The following is a 24480-nucleotide window of genomic DNA, read 5'->3' as shown; positions in this document are numbered from 1 at the left end:
GGAAAAAAAACTAAAAATCGAATTTATAAGTAGCACCGCCCAAAACCTGAATACCTTGTACTTGAAAATTAGCCCAACGTTGGTAATCATTATTAGAAAGGTTGGCTCCTTTTATAAAGAAAGAAAGTTGCTCACTATAACGATACCCTACATGAGCGTTTGCATCAAAATAACCATCTAAGGTAATTAGCGTTGCAGGAAATTCTCCTGGAACTACATTTTGCACCACGGTAGATGAAAAATCTTCGCGCTCGCCCACATAAAATAAATTAGCTCCTGCATACCACTTTTCCCCAATTTGATAGTCCATAAAAAGCGATGCTTTTAAATTAGGTAAGTTCCAAGCAGGGTTTCCTGTTTCTGTGCTATAATCATATACTTCTGCATTAACGCCTAAAGTGAAATTACGATTTACATCTACATTTAATTCCCCGAAAATGCCCAATGTTTTTATGTCATCATAAAATACATCAAAAGAATTACCGTGGTAGTATCCTTTTTCATCTGCTCTAAAATCGTTTCTAGGATTTAACCTATATAAAGGTTTATTATTTTCGGCGGTGTACGAGCCCTTAATATTATAGCTTAAATTAGGTAACAATTGTCCTTTAAATCCAACATAGGCATTATACTGACTATCTGTAGGAGCAATGTTCAAAGTTGGAGAAACAAACGGATTCCCCTCTACATAATCATAATACGAATTTTGCTTTAATTCACCCGTTACACCACCATAGGCTATAACAGACTCATCTAGCAACCTATACGACGCTGTCACTGCCGGATAGATATAGAAGTTGCTTTCACTGTTTTCTAAATCCATTCCGTACACTAGGTTCACGCCCAAATTCAATGAAAGGTCATCACGTAGCATTTTTAAAGACGGATTAATACCTGCTTGTAAATTGCCATAAGAAATACCACCTTCGTTGGCGCTATTACTTACACTTGCATTCTCAAAAGTACCACCAACATAATCAACTTTCACCTTTACTCCAAAAGCCTCGTCGTTTACAGGGAACTCAAAACCTGTATTAAATATAGCTCTGTTTTCACCTGAACTTACTGCATCAAAAAATCTACGGTATTTTAAATCGGCTCTTTTGAAATAGGCGTCTTCGACATTTATATGTCCCCCAACTTCACCCATATAATAATTTTGGCGTTCATCAATAGAATTAATTACAGCTTCGGTATACAATCCCGGTTCAATTCCGTACCAGTTATATAATTGATGCTGAAGGCCGATAGTGGCACCCCAATCTAAATCGCGATCACGTTTTGCATACGATGCATCTAACTTGGTATCGTAAAAAGTATCGTTCAATTCTACACCATCAATTCCGCCTCTAGAGGATAAATGATTAAAACCGATATCGAAATTTTCATCTCTATTGATGGTTCTGCTTGTATAAAATTCCCCTAATACATTACCATAAAGTCCGGCTCCTAATGAAGCGTACGAATTAAACAACACAGGAGGCGGTAATTTTTCTACGGTAGATGCCGTTCCTTTAGAAGGTGTAAAGGTAGAAGCAACGGGTACAGAAAAAATACTATAGGTAATTGGTTTTTTCTGAAGTACGATAGAATCGTTTAAGTTAGGGACCGACTTAATTTTAAAGGCATCTGAAACTGTTGGGGTATACGCCTTTGTCACCGTTACCGTCTCAGTACCTAAATCTTTTTCGTCATCTTGAGCAAAACTATTTTGAAAGCCAAGAGCTAAAAAAATAAGCGTAAATATATGTTTATTGTACATAGGTGTTCTTTTACTGGTGTACATGATTTTTAATTAGGATTAACCGATGAGTTACTTTGAGCTTCTTTAGATTTGATAATGGCAAGCTCCGCCCTAGCCTCTGCTACTATTTCTGGGTACTGACTAAAATTAGTAGTAACACTTTCTAGAATGTAGGTTGCTTGGTAGGCATCTTTTAGAGCGTAATAATTCTTTGCCATAAGCACCAAGCCTTTACCTCCCCATTCTTTATATGCCGCATAATCTTTCGCCAATTTTTGAACGGCAATATTCGAATTCTCAAAAGAGCCATCCTTATTTTCAAAATATGCGTCGTAGTATAATGCTTCTGCAGCGGTTGCACCCGATGCAATTTTTAATACTTCAGCATAAGCAGATTTCGCTTTTACTTCATCATTTGTTGCAATTGCAGAACGTGCAATCATGATATGCGCATCACTCTTAATTCTATCATCAATATTTGAAGTAGCTAATACTTTTTCCGCATATTCTAAGGTCTTGGTATAATTTTTTTGACCGTAATACCCCTTCATTAAGTTTGATCGTGCAAAAGTTCTATTCTGTTGAATATTTGCCTGATTTTCTAATTTTAATAGGTAAGGCAAAGCAGTTTCGTAATCATCTTTACCAATATACACTTCACAAACCCTTGTCAATGCTTGCTCAGCATATTCACTAGTGCTTCTATCTGCAACATACTTGTAATAGGGCAAGGCCGATTCTTTTTCCCCTTTTCCAAAATACAATTGTGCTAAACTAAAATTAGCATCAACGGCATGCAGACCAGTTGGGAATTGTTGAATGTAGTTCTTGTAAGATTTAATTGCCGAATCCACATTGCCTTCTAAATTTTGTTTTTGTGCGGCATCGAAAGTAGCGTTATCCAATTCTGCATCAGTAACCTCAACAAAATCTAGACCACGTACCCACGCTGCATATTCGTTTACTTTACCCATATCTACATAAACCAATTTAGCCGTAGCCACTGCCTGTATAGCTTCTTGCGTTTTTGGAAAATCGCGAACAACGGTTTTAAATTTAGCCAAAGCAGCTTCATTTCTAGCAGCATTATAATTCACTAGACCTTGTCGCATTAATGCCTGTGGAACCAAAGAACTCCCCTTGTATTCACTAATTAAACGGTCATAAGCTTCCAATCCTTTGTTCTCATTTCCTTGAGATACATAGGTATTCCCTAATTCAAATAAGGCATCATCTTTAAAGCTAGATCTTGGGTATTGATTTACAAATTCTTCTAAGTTCTCAATTTTACTGGCATTTCTATCGACATAACCATAGCTCATTGCTTTTTGGTAAAAGGCATAATCTTTCTCAGGACCTGTTAATTCTAAAGCTTTGTTATAGGTTTCTATAGCCGGCCAATACTTACTGGTAGCGTAATAGCTATCACCTAATCTTAGGTAACCATCATGTAATTTTTGAACTTCGGCATTTCCTGAACCTGTAAAAGAATTAAAATAGGTAATGGCATCATTATAATCTTTTTGCTTAAAATAGGCATACGCCAAGTTATAATCCACATCGGCATACATTTCTGTATTTTTAGCTGAAGGATTATTTTTGAATGCCGTATACCCCTTTACAGCCTCATCGAACCTATTCGATAAATAGTCCGCCTCTGCTTTCCAATAATTTGCCCGTGACTTAAATAACATATCTTCCGCACTGTTTAGGGATTTACCCAAATTCTCAGCAGCAGCAGTGTAATCACCTTCCATAAAAAGTTCAATACCTCTATAATACGCTACTTTTTGGTAAACCTCTTTACTTGCATAGTTTTTATTCTCTTCAAGCAACTGCATTGCCCCTGCGAAGTTTTTAGAGGTTATATAAGAATCTACCAATAAGGTTTGCATTTCTTCTTGATGTTGGTCTTTAGGGTAGGTTTTTAAATAATTGGTTATTACTTGTGGTACGGGTTCGTATGCATTACCTACTTCATAACTTAAACGCGCATAATTTAAGAACGCATCTTTTTGAATTTCGGCACTATAATCCATTTGTGAAGCATTGCGGAAGGCGTTCAATGCTTCCTGCTTTTTATCAAGCTTCAGATAACACTCTGCCAAATGGTAGTATGCATTTTGTGCTACGCTGTTTGTACCTCCAATAATTTTATTGAACTGTGAAATGGCATTGGAATAATCGCCTCCTTTATAATAGGCGTATCCAAGGTAATAGTAATCTGTATTACTCCACTTTCCACCTTTACCGTTGTACGCAGTTAAATACGGAATAGAATTTTCATATTGGTTCAAGTTAAAATAACTCTCGCCAATAATCTTATTTAATTCGGATACCTCTCTACGGTCAGATTTTGCCAACTGTTTTTTGGCCAAAGCAATGGCTTCCTCAAATTTACCTAGCTTAAAATTCATATCCGCCTGGTAATAGCTCAGTTTCTCTTCCAACACATCTTGGTCGGTAATTTGGTCAAAACGCTGATTGGCAGTTTCGTAATCATCTTCTTGGTACGATATGTAGCCCAAATAATATTTAGCCTGAGAACCATAAACCTGAGAGGTTGTTACCTTTTCCAGGTACTGCTCAGCTTCTTTTGTTTTACGTGACGAAAATAAAGAATACCCATAGTTGAAGTTAAACTTATCCATCTCACCACGAGATAGTGAACTTTGGTCAACCTTGTTATACCATTTTAAGGCATAGGGATATTTACCTGTTTGAAAATAATATTCTGCCACATCGGCAAAGGCAGAATTACGTTTGGTAGAGGTAGGATATTTTTCTACAAAATCTTCCATTAATCGATCTGCACCAATTTGATTTAAGCGCACTGCCGCATTGGCGGAATAATAGGCACTATTGGCAGCGGTCTCCTCGTCTTTTGTTGACACTTTGACCTTGTCAAAAATGGTCTGTGCCGCTTGGTACTGTTCGTTGTTGTAAAGCGCTAGCGCGTCTTGATATGCTTTTTGTTCGTGGGTATAAATCTTAGTTTCTTGGGCACTGGTCAATATAACCATACCGAATACCAATGGAATAAAAGCGGTGATTTTTTTAAGCATAGTGTTCTGTAACTATTTAGAAATACCGTTATAACATGTGTAACGGCAAAAATTGTACCTAAGTATGTGTAATACCACTACAAAAGAAAAGAATTTGAGAAAGGGTTCTCTATTATCAAAAGGAACTTATTACTTTTATATCAACATTTGCGATATGAAAGAGATTGTTCTAGAACTTAAGGATGCCTCCATCTTTCAAAAAGAAAGTTTGGTATTAAGCGAAGTGAGTTTAAAAATTGAAAAAGGAGAATTTGTATACCTCATTGGTAAAACAGGAAGTGGTAAAAGTAGCTTCATGAAAACCCTTTATGGCGACTTACCACTACAAAAAGGTGAAGGTCATATAGTTGAATTCAATTTAAAGACCTTAAAAGAGAACGATATTCCTTTTTTACGTAGAAAACTAGGGATTGTTTTTCAAGATTTTAAGTTGCTACCAGACCGAAACATCAACCAAAATATGTTGTTTGTTTTAAAGGCAACTGGCTGGACAGATAAGATTAAAATGGACACACAAGTATTAAACGTACTTGAAAAAGTGGGTATGAAAACCAAGGGCTTTAAATTTCCACATGAACTTTCTGGCGGAGAGCAACAACGTGTTGCTATTGCACGTGCCTTATTAAACGACCCAGAATTAATTATTGCCGACGAACCTACCGGAAACCTTGATCCACAAACCAGTGTAGAAGTCATGAAGGTATTGCAAGAAATTAATAAAGCTGGCCGTACCATTTTAATGGCCACCCACGATTATGCATTAATATTAAAATACCCAGCAAAAACCATTAAATGTGATGCAAATAAAGTGTTTGAGGTGGTGCAAAGGGCGGTTTAGTTAGCTTTGTGTATATTACAGTAGTTAGTTTAAACTTCACATCAAAAAATATAATTGAGTTCTGCCGGACACATTCTTGATGCAATAAATCGTATAAAGCAAAATAGAGCTTTAAGAGCATCTAAGCGTCAAAAATTTAAGGGAAGCAATAGAGAATCTATTTATTCAGGAGCAGACCAAACTCAAAAGGTGGTATTCAAAAAAGTTCCCAAAGAAAAAGCTCAGGCTGTTATTAAAAAAATTAGACAGGATTTTAAATTAAAAAGAAAAAGAGATATAATTTACACAGCAATTTTTTCTTTGATTTTTATCACTGTGATAATTGTATTAAATCTCCCAAATAAAAATACTCAAAACAGTAGCTTCGACAATAAATATAGTTCTAGGCCAATTGAGCAAGAAAATACAAAATGGAATGGAAATATCTCTGAACCATTGCATATTAAAAATACAGACTACTATTATATACCTATACTACATGGAATTTCAGGCGAGTTAGATGAACATGGGTTTTATAATTTAAAACATAATAATATGGTAGGTGAACGAACTCGCAACATTTTATTTATGGATAAAGAATGTGCTGTTATTGGAAAATTACTAAATCAAGATGGCTTAATATATCAAATGGAAGTTATACCATCAATAAACAACAATTTAGCTGAAAATATTCTTTATATCATATTTGAAAAAGATTCTAATGAGGATGAAATTATTAACACTAACGATAGATACGCTATTTATATCTCAGATATAAATGGTGAAAATTTATCAAAAATCACAGATAAACCAATAGAATCACTTCAATATGATACAGGATGTCTAATTTTTGAATATTACAAAACACAAAATTCTACCGATAGTATTTATGGCATCTACGATATAAAAAATAAGTATCTAATTTTTACCAATAATCTTGACTCAATAAATTAAAAACAAACTAATTACACATGATCATAGACGTACATACCCACATTAACAATTACCATGAAGACCGAGTAGTTTCTTTAAATGAAAGTTTAGACAAGCTATCTGAAAACATGGCAGCGAATAATATTGATTATTCTTTGGTGCTTACCTCTTACAAAGTAAATGAACACAGACCAAGTACCAAACAAGTGGTAGAAGCTGTAAAAGGTTACGACAATTTAGGTGTGGTATCTGGAATTAGTTATTTACATTATAACCACCACGATGTTCGGGAAATTAGTGAATACCTTGAAAAAGGGTTTATAAAAGGACTAAAATTCTACCCAGGTTACGAGCCATTTTATCCTAATGATATTCGGTTTAAGTTAATGTACGAAATGGCAATTGAGTATGATGTGCCTGTAATGTTCCACTCTGGTGACACCTATGCGCCTACCGGAAAAATAAAATACTCCCACCCGCTGCATATTGATGATTTGGCGGTTGATTATCCTGACTTAAAAATTGTGATTTGCCATGTGGGTAATCCGTGGATTAAAGATTGTATGGAAGTTGTTTACAAAAACAAAAACGTTTATGCCGATATATCTGGACTAGTTTTAGGTGACTTCTCCGATAAGTTTGAGCGTTACATGAAAAAGGAAATCGAAGAAATGATTACCTATGCCGGCGACCCAAGATATCTTTTATATGGAACAGACTGGCCAATTTCTAACATGAAATCGTACTTGAAATTTATGGACCAATTAGATTTATCTGACGAAAAGAAAGAATTAATTCTTTGGAAAAATGCCGCTGAACTTTTTAAGATTGATGTGAGTAAGCTTCAATAGTTGTCCGTTGTCCGTTGTCCGTTGTCCGTTGTCCGTTGTCCGTTGTCCGTTGTCCGTTGTCCGTTGTCCGTTGTCCGTTGTCCGTTGTCCGTTGTCCGTTTAATTATAAAAAACAATACTGAAAAGGATAATTTTAAACTAAAAAATATAGCGTTTTGCGTTTAGCGCATGGCGCTTTGCAATAAAAACTGCTATGAAGAATCCTGAACAAGAGCGTTTAGCCCAACATCAAAAAGATGAGAAAGATTGGTTAAAATGGGGGCCTTATTTAAGTGAGCGCCAATGGGGAACGGTACGTGAAGATTATAGCGCTGGTGGCGATGCTTGGAACTATTTTCCGCATGATCACGCCAGAAGCAGAACTTTTCGTTGGGGAGAAGATGGTATCGCCGGTATTAGCGACCGGTATTGCAATATGTGTTTTAGCATTGCCTTGTGGAACGGAAAAGACCCTATTTTAAAAGAGCGACTTTACGGATTAACCGGTCCGCAGGGAAATCATGGGGAAGATGTAAAAGAGCTGTATTACTATTTAGAAAATACGCCTAGCCACTCGTACATGAAATATTTGTACAAGTATTCTCAAAAGGCATATCCGTACGAACAATTAATTGAAGAAAATCAAAAACGCTCTCGTGAAGAATTAGAATATGAAATTTTAGATACGGGTATTTTCGATGACAATACCTATTTCGATGTTTGCACGGAATATGCTAAAGGTGATGAGACTGATATATTAATTCAAATCACCATAACCAACAGAAATAATCAACCTGCCCCAATTACTTTACTTCCACAAATGGTTATACGTAACCATTGGTCATTTAAAGAAATGTCTAGAAAGCCAGTTATGGCAACGGTAAAAAATGGTAAGGACACCTCCGTATGTATTGACCACCCTTATGTTGGCAAATACAATCTTTATTTTCAAGCAGCAGATAGGTTATTGTTTACCGAAAATGAAACCAACAGGGAAGTTGTTTATAACGAAGAAAATCAGCATCCGTTTAAGAAAGATTTATTCCATACAGCAGTATGTAACAACGATTATGATTTGGCAACCAAAAATAACTCGGGCACCAAGTTTGCTCCACAATATCAACAAATATTGGGAGGAGGCGAATCTAAAACGGTACAATTACGTTTAACAACTGCTACACTTAAAGAACCTTTTGCAGATTTTGATTCCATTTTTAAAGCAAGACAAGAAGAGTGCGCACAATTTTATAATGACATTGCTCCAAAAGCTTCCGAAGAACATAAAGCTATTTTAAAACAAGCTTTTGCAGGCTTACTTTGGACAAAGCAATATTACAATTACGAAGTAGAAAAATGGCTAGAAGGAGATTATAAAACTACACCACCACCAAAAGAAAGGTTAACAGGCAGAAACAATCAATGGAAAACTTTACGAAACCATGATGTCCTCTCCATGCCCGATGCTTGGGAATATCCTTGGTATGCCGCTTGGGATTCTGCCTTTCACTGTGTGTCGTTTGCATCCATTGACGCTAATTTTGCCAAAGAGCAATTACTATTGTTTACGAAAGAATGGTACATGTCGCCAAACGGGCAAATACCAGCCTATGAATGGAATTTTAGTGATGTGAATCCGCCAGTACAGGCATGGTCGGCATTGCAGATTTACGCTATTGACAAAGCAAAAACAGGTGAAGGAGATATTAAATTCCTGAAACGAATTTTCAACAAACTAAATTTAAACTTTAACTGGTGGGTAAACCGGTTGGATAGAAATGATAACAATGTTTTTCAAGGGGGATTTTTAGGATTAGATAATATTGGAGTATTTGACCGTAGTCATGGTGTACCCGGTGGCGGACTACTAGACCAAGTAGATGGTACTGCATGGATGGCCATGTACAGTCTAAATATGTTAGAAATAAGTTTGCGAATTGCCGAGCATGACGACTCTTATGAGGATATGGCTACCAAGTATTTTGGGCATTTTGTATTTATTGCAGAAGCATTAAATAAAATGGATACTGACAAGGCCAATACCTGGGATGATATTGAGGGCTTCTTTTACGACCGCCTAATTTTACCAGACGGTAGGTCAACAACTATAAAAGTACGCTCTATAGCCGGTATGCTTTCTTTAGCAGCTGTACTTACTATTAAGAAAAATGTGCTCGATAAATTTCCAAAATTTAAGGCAAGTATTCTATGGTTTAAAAAATACCGCGCTGAGAATTTAAAGTACGAAGTAATACAAGAGTTTGAAGATGGCGACGATTTACTACTATCGTTAGTTCCTAAAGATAGGATGCAAAAATTGGTAACGACCCTTTTAGATGAAAAGGAATTCTTGAGTGATTATGGAATTCGGTCCCTTTCTAAAATTCACGAAAAACCTTATAAAATACAAATAGACGGTATTGAATATTCTATTGACTACGAACCAGCAGAATCTACAGTTTCCCTGTTTGGAGGAAACTCTAACTGGCGTGGACCTATTTGGATGCCTATGAATTATCTATTTATACAAACATTACGTGAATACCAAACCTATAGTGGTAACGACTTCCTTTTTGAATACCCAACAGGAAGCACCAAATTACTGAATCTAAAACAAGTTAGTGATGAGCTAAGTAAGCGCTTAATTAAAATGTTTGAAAAGGATAGTTCTGGCAACCGACCTATTAACAAAAACTACGAGAAGTATTATCAAGATTCTAACTTTAAAGATTTGATACTTTTCTACGAATATTTTCATGGAGAAAACGGACGAGGTTTAGGAGCGGCTCACCAAACAGGGTGGACCGCTTTGATTGCAAACCTTATAGAACAATTAGAAAATTAATTCACTAACATAAAGGTTAGAATACCGGCAACATATCCTATAATAGCTAATAATGATATGTTCTTTACATACCACATAAAGTCTATTTTTAAAATACCCATTATCGCCACACCCGCTGCAGAGCCAATGATTAATATGCTACCACCAGTACCAGCACAATAAGCTAGTAGCTCCCAAAAATCAGAATCCGGCGGGTATACTTCTAAACTGTACATTCCCATGGTGCCAGCAACTAAGGGCACGTTATCCACAATAGCAGATAATACTCCAATAATGGAATTGACCGCATAAATACTATCGAAATTAGCATCTAACAAACGAGACATATCCCCTAAATGTCCTGCAGATTGCAATGCACCCACAGCAACTAAAATACCAAGAAAGAATAAAATACTAGGGGTATCAATTCTTCTTAATACACTGGAAATAGCCAATGTTTTCTTTTCTTCAATAGTTTTGTTTCTATGTAAAATTTCTGTGGTAATCCATACAACACTCAACCCTAAAAGCACGCCCATAAAAGGTGGTAAATGAGTAATTGTTTTAAATATGGGCACAAATAACAAGGCCCCTATACCTATAGCAAACACGAGATTTTTATCGAAATTACTTACTTCATACCCATGGGAATCAACAGTGTTCTGCTCTGTAGATTTGGCTATATGCCCTTTAAAACGAAAAGAAACAATGGCCAAAGGCACTAACATACATACCAAACTAGGTAAGAATATTTCTTTAATAATATGCATTGCGGTTACTTGACCTCCAATCCACAACATAATAGTGGTAACATCACCAATTGGTGACCATGCGCCACCCGCGTTGGCTGCAATAATTAATAGTCCGGCAAACATCCAGAGGTCTTTCCTCTCATGAATAAGTTTGCGTAATAAAGCAGACATAACAATTGCCGTAGTTAAGTTATCTAATGCTGCCGATAAAAAGAAGGTCAGCAAACATAATATCCACAATAATTTTACACGGTTAGTAGTCGTGATTTTATTGGTGATTACCGAAAACCCTTCGTGAGCATCAATAATTTCAACAATAGTCATGGCCCCTAAAAGGAAAAATAAAATTTCAGATATTTCTCCTAAATTTTCTCGCAGACTTTCGGTTACAAAATGAATAGATTCTTCTCCAGGAATGTTAGCTAAAAAAGCATCTCGCCCAAATATAAAAACTACCCAACACAATGTACCCGTGAGTAAGGCCGTCGCAGCCTTATCAATTTTTACAGAATGCTCAAGCGCAATAAATAGATATCCAACAATAAAAACAGCAAGTAAAGTTAAATACATGATTAAGTGAGTTAAAAGTTAGTTTCAGAGAACCCTAATCCGTGTTTTTCGGTAGGGTATAATATTCCTTTTTCTAGTTTAAAAACTGAATGATATGGATCGTCAATAATATCTAAATGACCATCTAAGTCTGCATAAACAATATTTGGTCTCGACAGCGCAAAATGTAATCCGGCGGCTATACCTAATCCACATTCATCTATACAACCAACCATTGCATCTAATTTAGCTGCTTTTGCGACGGAGTTAATATGCATTCCTACCCAAATTCCACCAACCTTTTGTAATTTAATATTCACCATATCTACCCGCTCATTCTGTGCCAAACGAAAAGCATCGGTCAATGTTTTTAGACTTTCATCGGCCATTACAGGAATACTTACTTGCCCCGTAACTTGGCCTAATCGTTCTTCCGATTCAATTTTAGTAGGTTGTTCAAAAATTTCAATACCGATGGCAGCTGTAGCTTTAACAAAAGCCACGGATTCTTTGACGGAATACCCTTGATTACCATCGAACCGCAACTCTATATTTGGATGTTTTTCATGAATCATCCTCATTTTGGTAATATCCTCCTCTAGGTTAGCACCTCCTTTTATTTTTAAAATGGTAAACCCTTGTTTTACATATTCGTTGGCATTGGCCAATGTTTCTTCAACGCCCATAATACCAATAGTGATACTGGTAGCCATATGTGTACGAAATCCTCCTAAAAATTTATATAAAGGGACCTCGGCTTTTTTCGACATAATATCAAACAAAGCCATATCTACCATTGCCAATGCAGAAGACCTTCTTCGTAAAAGTTCTTTTAGTTCTAACAACAATAGTGCATAGGTAAAAGGGTCCTTACCTTTTAAATACGGAATAATGATATTTTTAATAGCATCAGTAACATCACCCGGAGACTCATTGGTAACCACAGGGTCTGGCGCTGCACAACCATAGCCAACAAATTTACCATCCGTTTCAATTTTTAAAATAAAATTACTGGTGCGGTCTATGGTCTCGTAAGCGATGGTATATGGGTCAGATAATTTTAAATCTAAACGCTCAAAAGAAATATTGGTTATTCTCATTTAAGTTTAGACATCAAAAGGGTAATTAAATCTTCTGCACCATACTCCAATACATCAAAAGCAGGAAGTTTTGTTTCTAGTGTAATAGATTTGCATACATCAAGAATTTCATCTTTCTGCATATCTTCATGATTTACGGTAATTGCGATTACCTCTTTCCCAGAAATCACCTGAATAGCATTAATTTGTTCCGCTAACGAATGCATTTTATAACCAGGGAAACCATCATACTCTAAACGCTTTGGCGCATGTTGTAGAATTACATAATCTGGTCTACCAGCTGCTAGTATTTCAAATCCGCCAGGATAGGCAGGGTTCATTAAACTACCTTGGCCTTCAATAACGATTACATCTGGATTCTCATTATTGTATGCACTGACAACTGCATGCTCTATTTCTCCAGAAACGAAGTCATTAATACAACTATCCATTACCATACTATATTTGGCACCTTGCATCCATCCTGTTTGTCCGGTTCCAATCATTTCGGCCTTTTTACCAGCCGCGCGGAACGCATGGACCAAAATCCAAGCTGTGGTACGTTTACCTAAAGCAGAATCGGTACCTAAAACAGCCAATTTTAAACAATCTACCTTTTCAATATCACCCGTAAAAAAATGCAACTGGTCACGGTCAGGAGTTTTTCTTATATCCCTAATTTTTACATTTTTGTCTTTTGCTAATGCTACCAATTCTGGGTCATTAGTTAAAAAATCGTGCAGTCCACTATCAACATTCCAACCTTGTTGCAAAGCCGCTTTAATAGTTGCTTTTGCTACTTGTGGCAATCTCCCGCCATCTGGAGCAAGACCAATTACTAAATAGCTTGGTAAATTATTAGTAGTTTTAAGCGCAATAATTGCAGCTTCTAAATCTTTAAAAACCGGAATTCCGTTTGGTCTACCATCTAATACATCACCAGCATCTCTACCCGCATATTTTTCATCTAAAACTCCGACAACCTCATAGCGTTCGGTAAAACGAACTAGGCCGTGAGCAGTTTTTCCATAAGGCGTATTAAACGCCCCTTCACAATATACAAGTGCTTTACCGTCAATAACTTTTTTCATCTATTTTATTTAATTTTTTGCAGTGAGTACAGCCACAAAACGGTCTGGCTCAAAATTCATTTTTTCATCTAATTCAAGAAGTCCTATTAAACCTGCTGTCGATGCAGGTAAAATTCGAAACCCTTCCTTCTTATATAGAAGCGAGGTCATCTCTTTCAGTTTCTTATCACTAATATTAAATGCCTCTCCTTCAGATTCTTTTAAAGCGTATAAGGCTTCCTCCCCATCAAAGCTGTGCCAATTAATTAATGGTTCATTATATTTTGTTTCTTTTATTGCCGCCGGATCTAAATCTTTACAATAATCAAGACCCTGTAAGAACGATTCAACAATGGGGTTTTTATGTGAGGAAGATGCCGCAATCATTTTTGGAATACGAGAAGTTTTTCCTCTTTTATATAAATTTACAAAGCCCCTGTAAATACCAGCAAATAAAGTTCCGTTAGAAACTGGTACTGCGCAGTATTTAGGAGCATCCCCCAAATCTTCAAAAATCTCTTGCGCAATTAATGCGTAGGCAGATATTTGTAACGGTGTATTTGCACCCCCAGGGTTGGCGTCGTACCAACCATTTTCAGTTGCTAATTTTGAACTTTCCATAACAACATCTTCATAGCTACCCGGTATACGGATAATTTCAGCATTTAAGCTTTCCATTTCAACGATGCGATCCGTATGGTAAGTTTCTGGTATATAAATTTTACAAGCCATACCTGCTAAATCTGCGGCTAATGCCATAGCCACACCATAATTACCACAAGTGGCTAGACTAACAATTGTAAATTCTCTTCTTAAGGCATCATATAACTGAGCAAATGCAATTCGGTCTTTTTGGGTGCCTGTTGGGTTATCACCTTCATATTTAATATATAATTGTCTAAGGTCAAATTCCCGCTCTAAAGTCTTTGCACGGCTTAAACCAGTGTCCCCTACTTCTAAACTTATAATGTCTTCAAAACATTCTAGTCGGTCTACTAAAGATTTACTAGTATCTTTAACCATATCACTAAGTCTACGTGCCTCAGCAGACACTTTATTCTCAGCAGTTTTTACACCATCTTTAAGATTCATAAGTAACTTTATAATCCATTTTTTAAGATACAACTATTAATTTAATATTCTCTTTTATACTATTGTAAACCAAACCTTAAAAAAAGGGATACATAGGTAGTATTTAATCTGAAAATAATTAAAATTTTAACACTTCATTTTACAACTTTTATATCGAAATGGCGTTTTTGTTGAAATTACCCATTGTTCAAAGAAAACAAAAATTAACATATGCCTAATCAGTACATTACCTAATTTTGAATACATTTTAAAATAAGCAAAAATCAATGAGATCTACCCAAGTCTTTTTCCTTTTTTCATTTCTACTGTGCATGACAATAAATGCACAAGACGAGCTGCCACTTCATATTGATAATTCGAAGATAAAACCGCTACAAAAACTACTTGACAGTTCGTTACAAACCAGTTTAAGAGATGAGTTAACATCACACCCAGAATGGAACGACCTTATCGTACAAAAGAAAATGGCTGTGGGTCTGGTTGACCTAAGTAACCCAGAAAATGTTCGTTTTGCTCGTGTAAATGGCAACCATATGATGTATGCTGCCAGTTTACCAAAAATTGCCATTCTATTAGCTGCAATGGATGCTATAGAAAAAGGTGAATTGAAAGAAACTTCTGAAGTGAAAAAAGATATGCGTCTTATGATTAGTAAATCTGACAATGCAGCTTCTACTAGAATGATTGACCGTGTTGGTTATGAAAAGTTAGAAGCGGTTATGACAGATCCTAAATATGCTTTCTACGATGAGCAGAAAGGTGGGGGATTATGGGTAGGTAAGCGTTACGGAAGCGGCGGAGACACCAATCGCGAACCATTAAAAAATTTGAGTCATGCTGCATCGGTAACTCAAGTATGTAGGTACTATTATTTATTGGCAAACGGTAAATTAGTAAATCAGAAAAGGTCTAAGCAAATGTTGGCTATTATGGAAGATCCAGAGTTGCACCATAAATTTGTTAACACTTTAGATCAGATTGCTCCGAATGCTAGACTATTCAGAAAATCGGGTTCTTGGCGTACGTATCACTCCGATTCTATTTTAGTTTGGGGCGAAGATGACAATAGAAGATACATTTTAGTTGCTTTGATAGATGATGCAAATGGCGAACAAATTATACGAGATTTAGTAAAACCTATTGAGAAAGTGTTAAAAAAGCCAGTACTTTAGGTCTTGGAATAGCGATTTCCATTTCTTGATGGTAGAAAAACTCATAAAAAAAATATTCGATGTTCGTGAAGGCGAGTTCAAAGTATCTCTGTGGATGCTCGCCTACATTTTTTTGGTCATTGCGGTATTACTTATTATTAAGCCTACGGTAAATGCGCTGTTTCTATCAGAATTAGGCATTGAGCAATTACCATTTGCCTTTTTATTAGTTGCTATTACAGCGGTTACCACCTCCTATTTCTATTCAAAAGCAGTATCTAGATTCCCTCTTAAAAAGGTAATTGAAATAACCATAGTAAGTTCAATACTCATTTTAATTGGTTTAGGAATACTCTTGTCGCTACATGTAGTTAGTGGCGTATTATTATACTTTTTCTACATCTGGGTTGCCATTTATGCGGTGCTATCCGCCTCGCAGTTTTGGGTATTAGCGAATTTAGTTTTTAATATTAGAGAGGCAAAAAGACTATTTGGTTTCATTGGCTCTGGCGCTATTATTGGTGGAATTTTTGGAGGTTACCTTACCTCTATTCTTGCACCACTTATTGGTAATGAAAACTTGATGTTCGTTGCCGCCTTACTTCTTTTCTTTTGTATCCCACTGCTTCGTAAAATTTGGCATATTAGAGTCAAGAAGAATGGCTCCATAAAAAAGCATAAAAATTTGGCCAGCAATACCGAGCCTCCTTTAAAGCTTATTTTAAAATCTAAACACCTTACTTACATTGCTAGCATTGTTGCCGTAAGTGTGGTTGTTGCTAAATTAGTAGATTATCTGTTTAGTGAATTTGCATCTTCTGCCATAACGGATGCTGATGAGCTCACCTCTTTTTTCGCATTTTGGTTTTCAACTTTCAATCTATTATCACTAGTAATTCAGCTGTTTTTTACGCATAGAATTGTAGGTATTTGGGGTGTTGGTTTTTCGCTTTTATTATTACCTATGGGAATTTTTGGAGGAAGTATTTTATTTCTAATGTTACCTGAGTTGTCTGCTGTTGTTGTAATTAAAGCGATGGATGGTATACTAAAACAATCTATTCACAAAAGTGCCTCAGAGCTTTTAACACTGCCATTACCTTTCGATTTAAAAAACAGAACAAAATCGTTTATAGATGTCGTTGTAGATAGTTTAGCCACAGGTATTGCAGGGTGCCTTTTAATATTTGTTGTTCGCGGACTAGACCTCCCTTCGTTTTATATTGGAATATTAATTATAGTGCTTGTTTGTCTTTGGTTGTATTTTATCTACAAAGTGCGCATAGAGTATTATAAAACGTTTAGAACCAATTTAGAGTTACTCACCAATTCTTTTAAAAAGACAAAAAAAATAGCTACAACAAAGGAATCTGTAGTGGCAGGTATGCGTTCTGTTTTTAAAAAAGGTAGCGAAGAACAAATACTTTTTATGCTTGACAAGCTGATGGAAATAAACGATAGGCGTTTTGCAGAAGATGTAGAATTGTTATTAGACCACCCAAGTAACAAAGTAAAATTATCGGCTATTCAAAACTTATACTATTTGAACTTTAAAAGTATGACGGCAGAAGTGTCTGAGCTATTAAAAATTGATGACCACGATTTAACCATTGCTACCCTAGCATACATTTTAAGTTTTAGTCATAAGGACAAATCTTTTGTATTTGATGCGTATTTAGAAGATTCCAATAAACGAATATCATCGGCTGCATTATATTGTTTAGCTCGGGAAGCTAAAAACAACCACTCATTAAAGCAACGTTATTCTTTATTAGACCGAATTTCAAAAGCGCTTGACAACAGTAAAAAAAATATTGAGGATATACCTTATACCGAAACCGTTATTGAAATATTAGGCGTTGCCAATATGCCTATTTACCACAATACCTTGTTAGAATTTTTAAAAAACAAAAATGAGGAAATTGTAAAGACCACTATTAAATCTATAGGGACTACTATGGACCCATCTTTAGGTCAACATATTATTCCTTATTTAGAACAAAAAAGATATAGACCAGCTGTAATTGAAGCTTTTAAGCAGTATGGCCCACATATATTACCGTTGTTACGCAAAAATGTACAAGAAAGGTTACAGTCATTATCGGTGATTCGTTTTATACCTATGGCGATGCAATCGTTTTACTCAAAAGAAGCGGTACATCACTTATTAGCTATTTTAAAAGATAATGACCTAACCGTTCGTTTAGAAGTGGTAAGAGCATTAAGCGCTATTAGAGCATCACATCCTCAGTTAAAATTTAATCGTTATAAGGTGGTATCTGTAATTTTTGATGAGTGTAAGTTGCATCATCAAACATTATCATCTATGCATACCCAAATAATTATCTCTTATAGAAACAGAACAAAATCTAAAAAAGAAATTGGTGATGCAGAACGTAACGCACGCACAAGCCTTTTAGAACTTTTAGAACGCCGTTTAGATTCTGGTTTAGAGCGTATTTTTAAACTTTTAGGCTTACGATACCAGCAAAATGATGTTGCCATTGCTTATGAAGGTCTTTTAAGTCAGAAACAGGAAGCACAACATAATGCCATTGAATTTTTAGATAACCTGCTTACGGGCGAATTAAAGCGTAAACTGCTACCCATAATTGAAGAAACCGCTTTAGATATATCTTCAGAAGAAGAGCTTCAAAAAATAAAACATAAAATACCTACAGAGCTAGAATGTTTTAGACTGCTTTTACTAGGCAATGATTTAAAAATTAAACTAGCTGTATTGTTTCTTATTGCACAACAAAAAGAACCGCGTTATTTAGGTATAGTAGAATCTCATCTTAATGATACTGACCCAAAAGTTAGAAGTTTTGCTTTGGATGCTTTCACCGCCATAAGCGATTCGCGGTAATTCTGCTTAGTATATTTCCATGAATAAGAGTACTACAGCTTAATTAGAATACAGTAACGTTAACAGTTTATGCTTTAAGCTTGATTTTGACCAAATTTTTATTATAAGAAAAAATAGGTGGTTTAATCTTTCAACTAAATGAAAGTAATACCCTGTTTACCACATATTTCAGCAACCTTTTCAAAATCTGGTGGTCCAGGGGGCAATTGTGCTAATTCTTTAAACATAAATTCAATTCCCGCAGGTATTGCAGAGGTTATCATTTTGGCTTTTTCTGAACCTACCACTTTCCATGTATGCGGAACGCCCTTAGGTGCATAAGCAATATCTCCTTCTTTCAGAATAGTACTTTTACCATCAATGACTAATTCAACTTCTCCTTTTACTACCCTAAAAATTTCATCTTCTTTGGTGTGCACGTGTAGTGGAATGCCAACACCGGGCTCAACATTATCAACCCATTCAAAAATTTGATTATTTGTTTCGGTACCTAATAATTTGTGGGTCTGTATATCTCCGATAACATTTAAAACATCACCGTCCGTATCACGTATTACTTTTGGGTCATTACTTATAACCCTGTAGGTGTCCTGATCTTCCCTTTTACAGAAAATTAAACCCGAAAACAATGCGAAACTGACACCAGCTCCCGATTTTTTAATAAAATTTTTTCTATCCATGATCTTTTATTTTTCTGAAAATTAGATAAATTATCAGTTGTCTAAAATGTGAAAATCACGGTATTACCTTTGAAATTAAGAACTACTACTTTTCCTCATCTCAGAGGGGTTGACGCCTGTATTTGTCTTAAAAAAATAACTAAAATAATCTGGCGTAGAAAAACCAAGATCATAACTAATTTCCTTGATAGTTTTATTGGTGAATTTTAAAGCGTGTCGTGAACGGATCAACAATTGTTCAATTATGATAGATTTTGAACTTACACGAAGTACTTCTTGAACACATTCATTCAAGTATTTTGAGGAAATATTTAAATGAGAAGCATAGAATGCAACTTCATGTGATCTTACAATATTCTTATCTACTAATTGCTTATAATCATATACTATGTTTGCCTTCGTATGATTCTTTTCTATAATGGATTTTATATTACATTGGCCATCGCAGTATACAAAGAAGGTGTTTAAAAGCGATATCAAGGCATCTTCTTTATTATTTAAATGAGAACCTAAAAGCTCATCAATCATTTCTAATATCGCTTGGGTACGAATTTCTATACCGGGGCTCAATTTAAACAAAGGAATTGTTTCAGAATTAAATAGTCTAACCTTATTTATATGAAGCTTACTTAACAAGGGATTACTTAGCACTTGCGGTGATAGTTCCAATAAATAACCCGAATTTATACCTTTTTTCCCGGCATAAAGTTTCCAATCTACTTTATTATCGAGGAAAAAAATTGAATTAGAAATATTCTTGTATAAAACATTATTTACCTCTATTCCTTTAATTTCGTCCTTAATCCAGCAGACCGCATATTTAAAATCCTTAGAAGAGTGGTATACATTTTTGACTATCTGCGATATATTTATAGTATCGTTTTTCATCCCTAAATATCCATTGAACAAAAGGCTATTTAATCACAAATAGCCTTAATAGATTCAATATACAACTTTTTAAATCTCTTCCTTAGGAATGCTGCTCCAACTCCATAATTAAATTGGCAACTAAGGCTGTCCACCCTGTTTGGTGGGCAGCTCCTAATCCCTTACCAGAATCTCCGTCAAAAAATTCATAGAAGAAATGTTCATTTTTAAAATGTTCGTCTTTAGTAAATACCTTATTGACGTCCTCAGAATGGTACTGAAATTTACCATCCCCATTTGCTTGAAAAAGTTTTATTAGTCGTTTAGAAAGTTCGTTCGCAATCTCGTTCAAATTCAGTTTAATACCCGAACCAGTTGGAAACTCATAAACATACTCCTTACCGTAAAATGAATAATATTTCCTTAATGATTGAATAATCATATAATTTAAGGGCATCCAAATAGGTCCGCGCCAGTTAGAGTTTCCACCGAACATATTGGAGCGACTTTCACCAGATTCATATTGAATTTGATGATGGCCATTATGCTTAAAAACATATGGATGTTCTTCATGATATTTAGAAAGTGAGCGTATGCCATAATCAGACAAAAACTCTTTTTCATCTAACAAACGATAAAGTAATTTTTCTAATCTAAACCCTCGCATAATAGAGAACAGATAATTACCGTCCACATTAAACTCCTCAATATTAGAAACCAATGATGCCAAGTCTGGTCTTGTTCTTACAATTTCGGCAGCTCTTACCTTAAAATGTTTTAATTCCTCGAACAAATCTTTATGAATAATTTCAACAGCAAATAATGGAATAATACCAACTAATGATCGTACTTTTAAACGGTCTGTTGAACCATTATGCATTTCTACTACATCATAATAGAAATTATCCTCATCATCCCAAAGTGAAATTTCTTTTTGACCAATATGGTGCATGGCCCAAGCTATATTCAAGAAATGCTTAAAAAACTTGGCAACACTATCTTCATAAATAGGATTAGCTTTTGCCAACTCTATGGTCATACGAAACATATTCAAGGTAAACATGGCCATCCAACTGGTAGCATCTGCTTGTTGCATACGTTTTATACCTTGGGGCATATGGTTCCGGTCAAACACCCCAATATTATCCAGTCCTAAAAACCCACCATCAAAAAGGTTAGTTCCACTGGTGTCTTTTTGGTTCACCCACCATGTAAAGTTTACCAATAATTTTTGATATGCTTTTTCTAGAAACTTAGTATCTCCTTTTCCTTTTCGTTTTTTATCTTTTTCATAAACATTCCAAACTGCCCAAGAATGTACCGGCGGATTTACATCACTAAAATTCCATTCGTACGCAGGTATTTGTCCGTTGGGGTGCATATACCCTTCTTTTAATACAAGTAGTAATTGTTCTTTTGCGAAGTAAGGGTCAATTTCTACAAAAGAAGCCATATGAAAAGCAAGGTCCCATGCAGCGTACCAAGGATACTCCCACTTATCTGGCATAGAAATTATATGTCTGTTCGTAAGATGTTGCCATTTTGCGTTACGAGAATCATTTCGATGCGGTTTAGCTTCTCCTGGGCCTCCAAAAAGCCATTTATACACATCGTAGTAATAGAATTGCTTTGTCCATAACAAACCAGAAAAGGCTTTTCTAGCAATTTCTTGTTGGTCTGCTGGCAAATCTTTCTTTAAAATATCACCATAAAATTCCTCACATTCCTTAATTCTATTCTCAAAAATTGTGTCGAATTTACCCCACGGGTTTGCTAATTTCTTTTTACTTAATCGTACTCTTATAACCTTTTCTTCGCCAGCTTTTAGACTTAATTTATGCCAAACAGCAAGCTTAGAACCTTTCTTAGCCGGGTTAACGGTATCTAAACCATTTACAACGTGGTCATTAATACCATCTTTTACATAATCTACTTCATTAGGTACGTTATAGATGCGTTTGTTGTTCGTTTCATTTTCGCAAAACAGTTGCTCACCATCTTCATGATAAAAATAATAACGTCCATTTCGTGTACTTCTGCTCTGTACCGAAGCATCTGAGATGGATTTCATTTGTGGTCGTTCAAAACGATCATTATGTTTCCAGAAATTACGAAACCAAAGATGTGGCAAAACATGGATTTTAGCCGTCTTAGCCCCCCTATTTATCACCGTTACTTTCATTAAAATATCGCCCACATCTTCTTTAGCATATTCTATAAAGCAATCGAAATAAGTGTTTTTTGTAAAAGCCTTGGTGTCAAGCAACTCAAATTCAGCCTCTTCTCTACTCCTCTCCCCATTCTTTTTTAACAACTCGGCGTAAGGAAATTTTTTCTGCGGATACTTATATAAATACTTTGCATAGGAATGTGTAGGTGTCGATACTTGGTGAAAATAAAGTTCTTTAACATCCTCTCCATGGTTACCTTCATCATTAGTTAATCCAAATAAACGCTCTTTTAAAATAGGGTCTTTACCATTCCAAAAAGCCGGTGCCAAGCAAAGTATTTCTCGTGAATCACAAAAACCACCAATACCTTCTTCGCCCCATCTATAGGCATTACTTCGTGCTTTATCATGGTTAACAAAACTCCATGCATATCCATTTTCACTGTAATCTTCCCTTACAGTACCCCATTGCCGTTCCGCTAAATACGGACCCCATCTTTTCCAATTTTTATAATTATCCTCTGTTGCTAATCTTTCTTCCTCAGCATTTTTATGAATCATACGGTATGCAGTAAATTATGACTTATTATTCTTTAAGAATTAAACCCTAAATTATTTTATTCTAATTTTTTAAAAGCTGAACAAAATAATATTAGTTAACGAAATAGCAGCAAAAGTACTATAAGTTAAAATATTTCATCGTTTAACGTGCAATACAATTGAATAGTATTACCTATTACATAGAATTAGGGTTGCTCGCTTATGAAATTTTCATAAAATTTAGATAATTCTATCAAACTGGTAGCAGTATACAACGACAGTGACTTTTATACAATAACGGTTTGTTATAAAATTAACCTTAACTCATTTTTGTTCGGCAGTGAAGTAATTTCTAATTGAGTTTATTTCTATAAAAACATTTTTCAAAACTACTATTGTCCAAATAGATATAAGTATGTTACCTATCCTAAATTTTACATGATAAAATCTTATATTTAAAATATGATTTTATTAAAAAAACTTTACGTTCTTCTCTGTATTTGTATGATAACACATTCATATTCACAAGAAGAAAAACCTAAAAATTTTACGCAAAGAATTGGAGGTACAAATTTAACCATAGAAATGGTGGGAATTCCAAGCGGTAGCTTTTCTATGGGCAGTGCTCCATCCGAAGAAAAAAGAAAGGAAGATGAAGGGCCAAAACACACCGTAGAATTACAAGAATTTTGGATTTCTAAATATGAAATAACCTGGGAACTCTACAATCTATTCGTAAATAGAGCAATAGATGACATTGATACAAGTAATAAATCCACAGATATAAATATTGAAGTGGATGCTATTTCTGGCGCAACCATACCTTATGTTGATATGAGTCTTGGTATGGGTACTAGAGAAGGGCTACCTGTTGGCAATGTTACGCAATATGCAGCATCTCAATTTTGCAAATGGTTGTCCGCTAAAACCGGAAATTTTTACAGACTACCTACAGAGGCAGAATGGGAATATAGTGCTCGGGCGGGCACTAACACCGCCTACCATTTTGGAGATGACCCTAAACTACTTGGTGAATTTGGGTGGTCTTATGAGAATAGCCAAGACACCTACCACCCAGTGGGGCAAAAAAAACCTAATGCCTGGGGTTTGTATGATATGCATGGTAATGTAGCGGAATGGACATTAGATGAATATTTGCCTAAAATTTACACGACAAGAGATGGCATAACGCAATCGCCATTACATAGTACTACGAAAGAATACTCACGATCTGTACGTGGAGGCTCTTATTATGATGATGCTGAATATTTACGAAGTGCAGCACGCTTAGGCTCTAACGAAAACTGGAAAATGAGGGACCCTCAATTCCCAAAAAGCAAATGGTGGAATACCGATGCCCCATTTGTAGGTTTCCGCATTGTAAGAGACCCTACTATTCCTAAAGAAACAGAAATCAACAATTATTGGGGCAAATAGTCCCGTAAATATTA

17 protein-coding genes are annotated in these 24480 nt (G+C 35.5%); 7 read left to right on the top strand and 10 right to left on the bottom strand.

Going from position 1 to position 24480, the window contains the following annotated elements:
* Positions 1–10: 10 nt before the first annotated feature.
* A complete protein-coding gene (locus tag BTR34_RS12465; RefSeq protein ID WP_068486522.1) occupies positions 11–1762 on the bottom strand; it encodes a porin family protein in 1752 nt (583 codons plus the stop codon).
* 29 nt (positions 1763–1791) lie between these two features.
* A complete protein-coding gene (locus tag BTR34_RS12460) occupies positions 1792–4809 on the bottom strand; it encodes a tetratricopeptide repeat protein (protein ID WP_068485915.1) in 3018 nt (1005 codons plus the stop codon).
* A gap of 154 nt (positions 4810–4963) precedes the next feature.
* Here BTR34_RS12460 and BTR34_RS12455 point away from each other — a divergent pair, with 154 nt between their 5' ends.
* The 3 genes from BTR34_RS12455 to BTR34_RS12445 are packed head-to-tail and all read left to right on the top strand — an operon-like array spanning position 4964 to position 7410.
* The gene (locus BTR34_RS12455) at positions 4964–5647 is read left to right on the top strand and encodes a cell division ATP-binding protein FtsE (RefSeq protein WP_068485913.1); all 684 of its coding nucleotides are present in this window, start codon (positions 4964–4966) and stop codon (positions 5645–5647) included.
* A 54-nt stretch (positions 5648–5701) separates the two neighbouring features.
* Positions 5702–6580, top strand: coding sequence for a hypothetical protein (locus BTR34_RS12450; protein ID WP_068485912.1), 879 nt, complete (start codon positions 5702–5704; stop codon positions 6578–6580).
* A 17-nt stretch (positions 6581–6597) separates the two neighbouring features.
* Positions 6598–7410: an amidohydrolase family protein gene (locus BTR34_RS12445; RefSeq protein WP_068485909.1), complete on the top strand. Its 813-nt coding sequence runs from the start codon at positions 6598–6600 to the stop codon at positions 7408–7410.
* Here BTR34_RS12445 and BTR34_RS19190 read toward each other — a convergent pair.
* Positions 7404–7526: a hypothetical protein gene (locus BTR34_RS19190; protein ID WP_262493982.1), complete on the bottom strand. Its 123-nt coding sequence runs from the start codon at positions 7524–7526 to the stop codon at positions 7404–7406. The two genes, BTR34_RS12445 and BTR34_RS19190, sit on opposite strands and share 7 nt — an antisense overlap.
* Before the next feature lie 77 nt (positions 7527–7603).
* On the opposite strand from BTR34_RS19190, the gene BTR34_RS12440 reads away from it, so the two are divergent.
* Positions 7604–10231 carry an MGH1-like glycoside hydrolase domain-containing protein gene (locus BTR34_RS12440; protein WP_068485905.1) on the top strand — a complete coding sequence of 876 codons (2628 nt, stop codon included), beginning with the start codon at positions 7604–7606 and terminating at the stop codon, positions 10229–10231.
* On the opposite strand, the gene nhaD is transcribed toward BTR34_RS12440, so the two are convergent.
* Genes nhaD through BTR34_RS12420 form a run of 4 tightly spaced genes read right to left on the bottom strand, consistent with a single transcriptional unit; the run spans position 10228 to position 14752 of the window.
* Positions 10228–11532 carry a sodium:proton antiporter NhaD gene (nhaD, locus tag BTR34_RS12435; RefSeq protein ID WP_068485903.1) on the bottom strand — a complete coding sequence of 435 codons (1305 nt, stop codon included), beginning with the start codon at positions 11530–11532 and terminating at the stop codon, positions 10228–10230. The two genes, BTR34_RS12440 and nhaD, sit on opposite strands and share 4 nt — an antisense overlap.
* Positions 11533–11543: 11 nt before the next feature.
* The gene (locus BTR34_RS12430) at positions 11544–12611 is read right to left on the bottom strand and encodes a mandelate racemase/muconate lactonizing enzyme family protein (protein WP_068485901.1); all 1068 of its coding nucleotides are present in this window, start codon (positions 12609–12611) and stop codon (positions 11544–11546) included.
* Positions 12608–13681 carry a DUF1611 domain-containing protein gene (locus BTR34_RS12425; RefSeq protein WP_068485899.1) on the bottom strand — a complete coding sequence of 358 codons (1074 nt, stop codon included), beginning with the start codon at positions 13679–13681 and terminating at the stop codon, positions 12608–12610. The genes BTR34_RS12430 and BTR34_RS12425 overlap by 4 nt, the downstream gene beginning before the upstream one ends.
* Before the next feature lie 9 nt (positions 13682–13690).
* Positions 13691–14752, bottom strand: coding sequence for a pyridoxal-phosphate dependent enzyme (locus tag BTR34_RS12420; protein WP_068485897.1), 1062 nt, complete (start codon positions 14750–14752; stop codon positions 13691–13693).
* A 311-nt stretch (positions 14753–15063) separates the two neighbouring features.
* On the opposite strand from BTR34_RS12420, the gene BTR34_RS12415 reads away from it, so the two are divergent.
* Both BTR34_RS12415 and BTR34_RS12410 read left to right on the top strand, forming a co-directional pair.
* Entirely contained in the window at positions 15064–15924 is an 861-nt protein-coding gene (locus BTR34_RS12415; protein WP_235843247.1) for a serine hydrolase, read from the top strand.
* A gap of 28 nt (positions 15925–15952) precedes the next feature.
* A complete protein-coding gene (locus BTR34_RS12410) occupies positions 15953–18772 on the top strand; it encodes a hypothetical protein (protein ID WP_068485894.1) in 2820 nt (939 codons plus the stop codon).
* 134 nt (positions 18773–18906) lie between these two features.
* Here BTR34_RS12410 and BTR34_RS12405 read toward each other — a convergent pair whose 3' ends face one another.
* The 3 genes from BTR34_RS12405 to BTR34_RS12395 all read right to left on the bottom strand — a co-directional run bounded on the left by BTR34_RS12405 (position 18907) and on the right by BTR34_RS12395 (position 23050).
* Positions 18907–19452, bottom strand: a complete 546-nt coding sequence (locus tag BTR34_RS12405) for a cupin domain-containing protein (RefSeq protein WP_068485892.1) — start codon at positions 19450–19452, stop codon at positions 18907–18909.
* A 75-nt stretch (positions 19453–19527) separates the two neighbouring features.
* Complete coding sequence (locus BTR34_RS12400; RefSeq protein WP_068485891.1) at positions 19528–20340, bottom strand: helix-turn-helix domain-containing protein; 813 nt, start codon at positions 20338–20340, stop codon at positions 19528–19530.
* An 82-nt stretch (positions 20341–20422) separates the two neighbouring features.
* Positions 20423–23050 (bottom strand): MGH1-like glycoside hydrolase domain-containing protein, encoded by a 2628-nt coding sequence (locus tag BTR34_RS12395; RefSeq protein WP_068485889.1) that lies wholly within the window; start codon positions 23048–23050, stop codon positions 20423–20425.
* Between the two features lie 483 nt (positions 23051–23533).
* Between BTR34_RS12395 and BTR34_RS12390 the strand changes: the two genes are divergently transcribed.
* Positions 23534–24466, top strand: a complete 933-nt coding sequence (locus tag BTR34_RS12390) for a formylglycine-generating enzyme family protein (RefSeq protein WP_068485887.1) — start codon at positions 23534–23536, stop codon at positions 24464–24466.
* Positions 24467–24480 lie beyond the last annotated feature (14 nt).

The sequence above is a fragment of the Maribacter hydrothermalis genome (genome assembly GCF_001913155.1).
GTDB classification, from domain to species: Bacteria; Bacteroidota; Bacteroidia; order Flavobacteriales; family Flavobacteriaceae; genus Maribacter; species Maribacter hydrothermalis.
This window is presented reverse-complemented; position numbering and strand designations above follow the sequence as displayed.

Bases quoted from the DNA above. Each gene is read 5' to 3' on its own strand.
- BTR34_RS12465 (WP_068486522.1), bottom strand. From the start codon at position 1,762: ATGTACAATAAACATATATTTACGCTTATTTTTTTAGCTCTTGGCTTT.
- BTR34_RS12460 (WP_068485915.1), bottom strand. From the start codon at position 4,809: ATGCTTAAAAAAATCACCGCTTTTATTCCATTGGTATTCGGTATGGTT.
- BTR34_RS12455 (WP_068485913.1), top strand. From the start codon at position 4,964: ATGAAAGAGATTGTTCTAGAACTTAAGGATGCCTCCATCTTTCAAAAA.
- BTR34_RS12445 (WP_068485909.1), top strand. From the start codon at position 6,598: ATGATCATAGACGTACATACCCACATTAACAATTACCATGAAGACCGA.
- BTR34_RS12440 (WP_068485905.1), top strand. From the start codon at position 7,604: ATGAAGAATCCTGAACAAGAGCGTTTAGCCCAACATCAAAAAGATGAG.
- nhaD (WP_068485903.1), bottom strand. From the start codon at position 11,532: ATGTATTTAACTTTACTTGCTGTTTTTATTGTTGGATATCTATTTATT.
- BTR34_RS12430 (WP_068485901.1), bottom strand. From the start codon at position 12,611: ATGAGAATAACCAATATTTCTTTTGAGCGTTTAGATTTAAAATTATCT.
- BTR34_RS12425 (WP_068485899.1), bottom strand. From the start codon at position 13,681: ATGAAAAAAGTTATTGACGGTAAAGCACTTGTATATTGTGAAGGGGCG.
- BTR34_RS12420 (WP_068485897.1), bottom strand. From the start codon at position 14,752: ATGAATCTTAAAGATGGTGTAAAAACTGCTGAGAATAAAGTGTCTGCT.
- BTR34_RS12415 (WP_235843247.1), top strand. From the start codon at position 15,064: ATGACAATAAATGCACAAGACGAGCTGCCACTTCATATTGATAATTCG.
- BTR34_RS12410 (WP_068485894.1), top strand. From the start codon at position 15,953: ATGGTAGAAAAACTCATAAAAAAAATATTCGATGTTCGTGAAGGCGAG.
- BTR34_RS12405 (WP_068485892.1), bottom strand. From the start codon at position 19,452: ATGGATAGAAAAAATTTTATTAAAAAATCGGGAGCTGGTGTCAGTTTC.
- BTR34_RS12400 (WP_068485891.1), bottom strand. From the start codon at position 20,340: ATGAAAAACGATACTATAAATATATCGCAGATAGTCAAAAATGTATAC.
- BTR34_RS12395 (WP_068485889.1), bottom strand. From the start codon at position 23,050: ATGATTCATAAAAATGCTGAGGAAGAAAGATTAGCAACAGAGGATAAT.
- BTR34_RS12390 (WP_068485887.1), top strand. From the start codon at position 23,534: ATGATAACACATTCATATTCACAAGAAGAAAAACCTAAAAATTTTACG.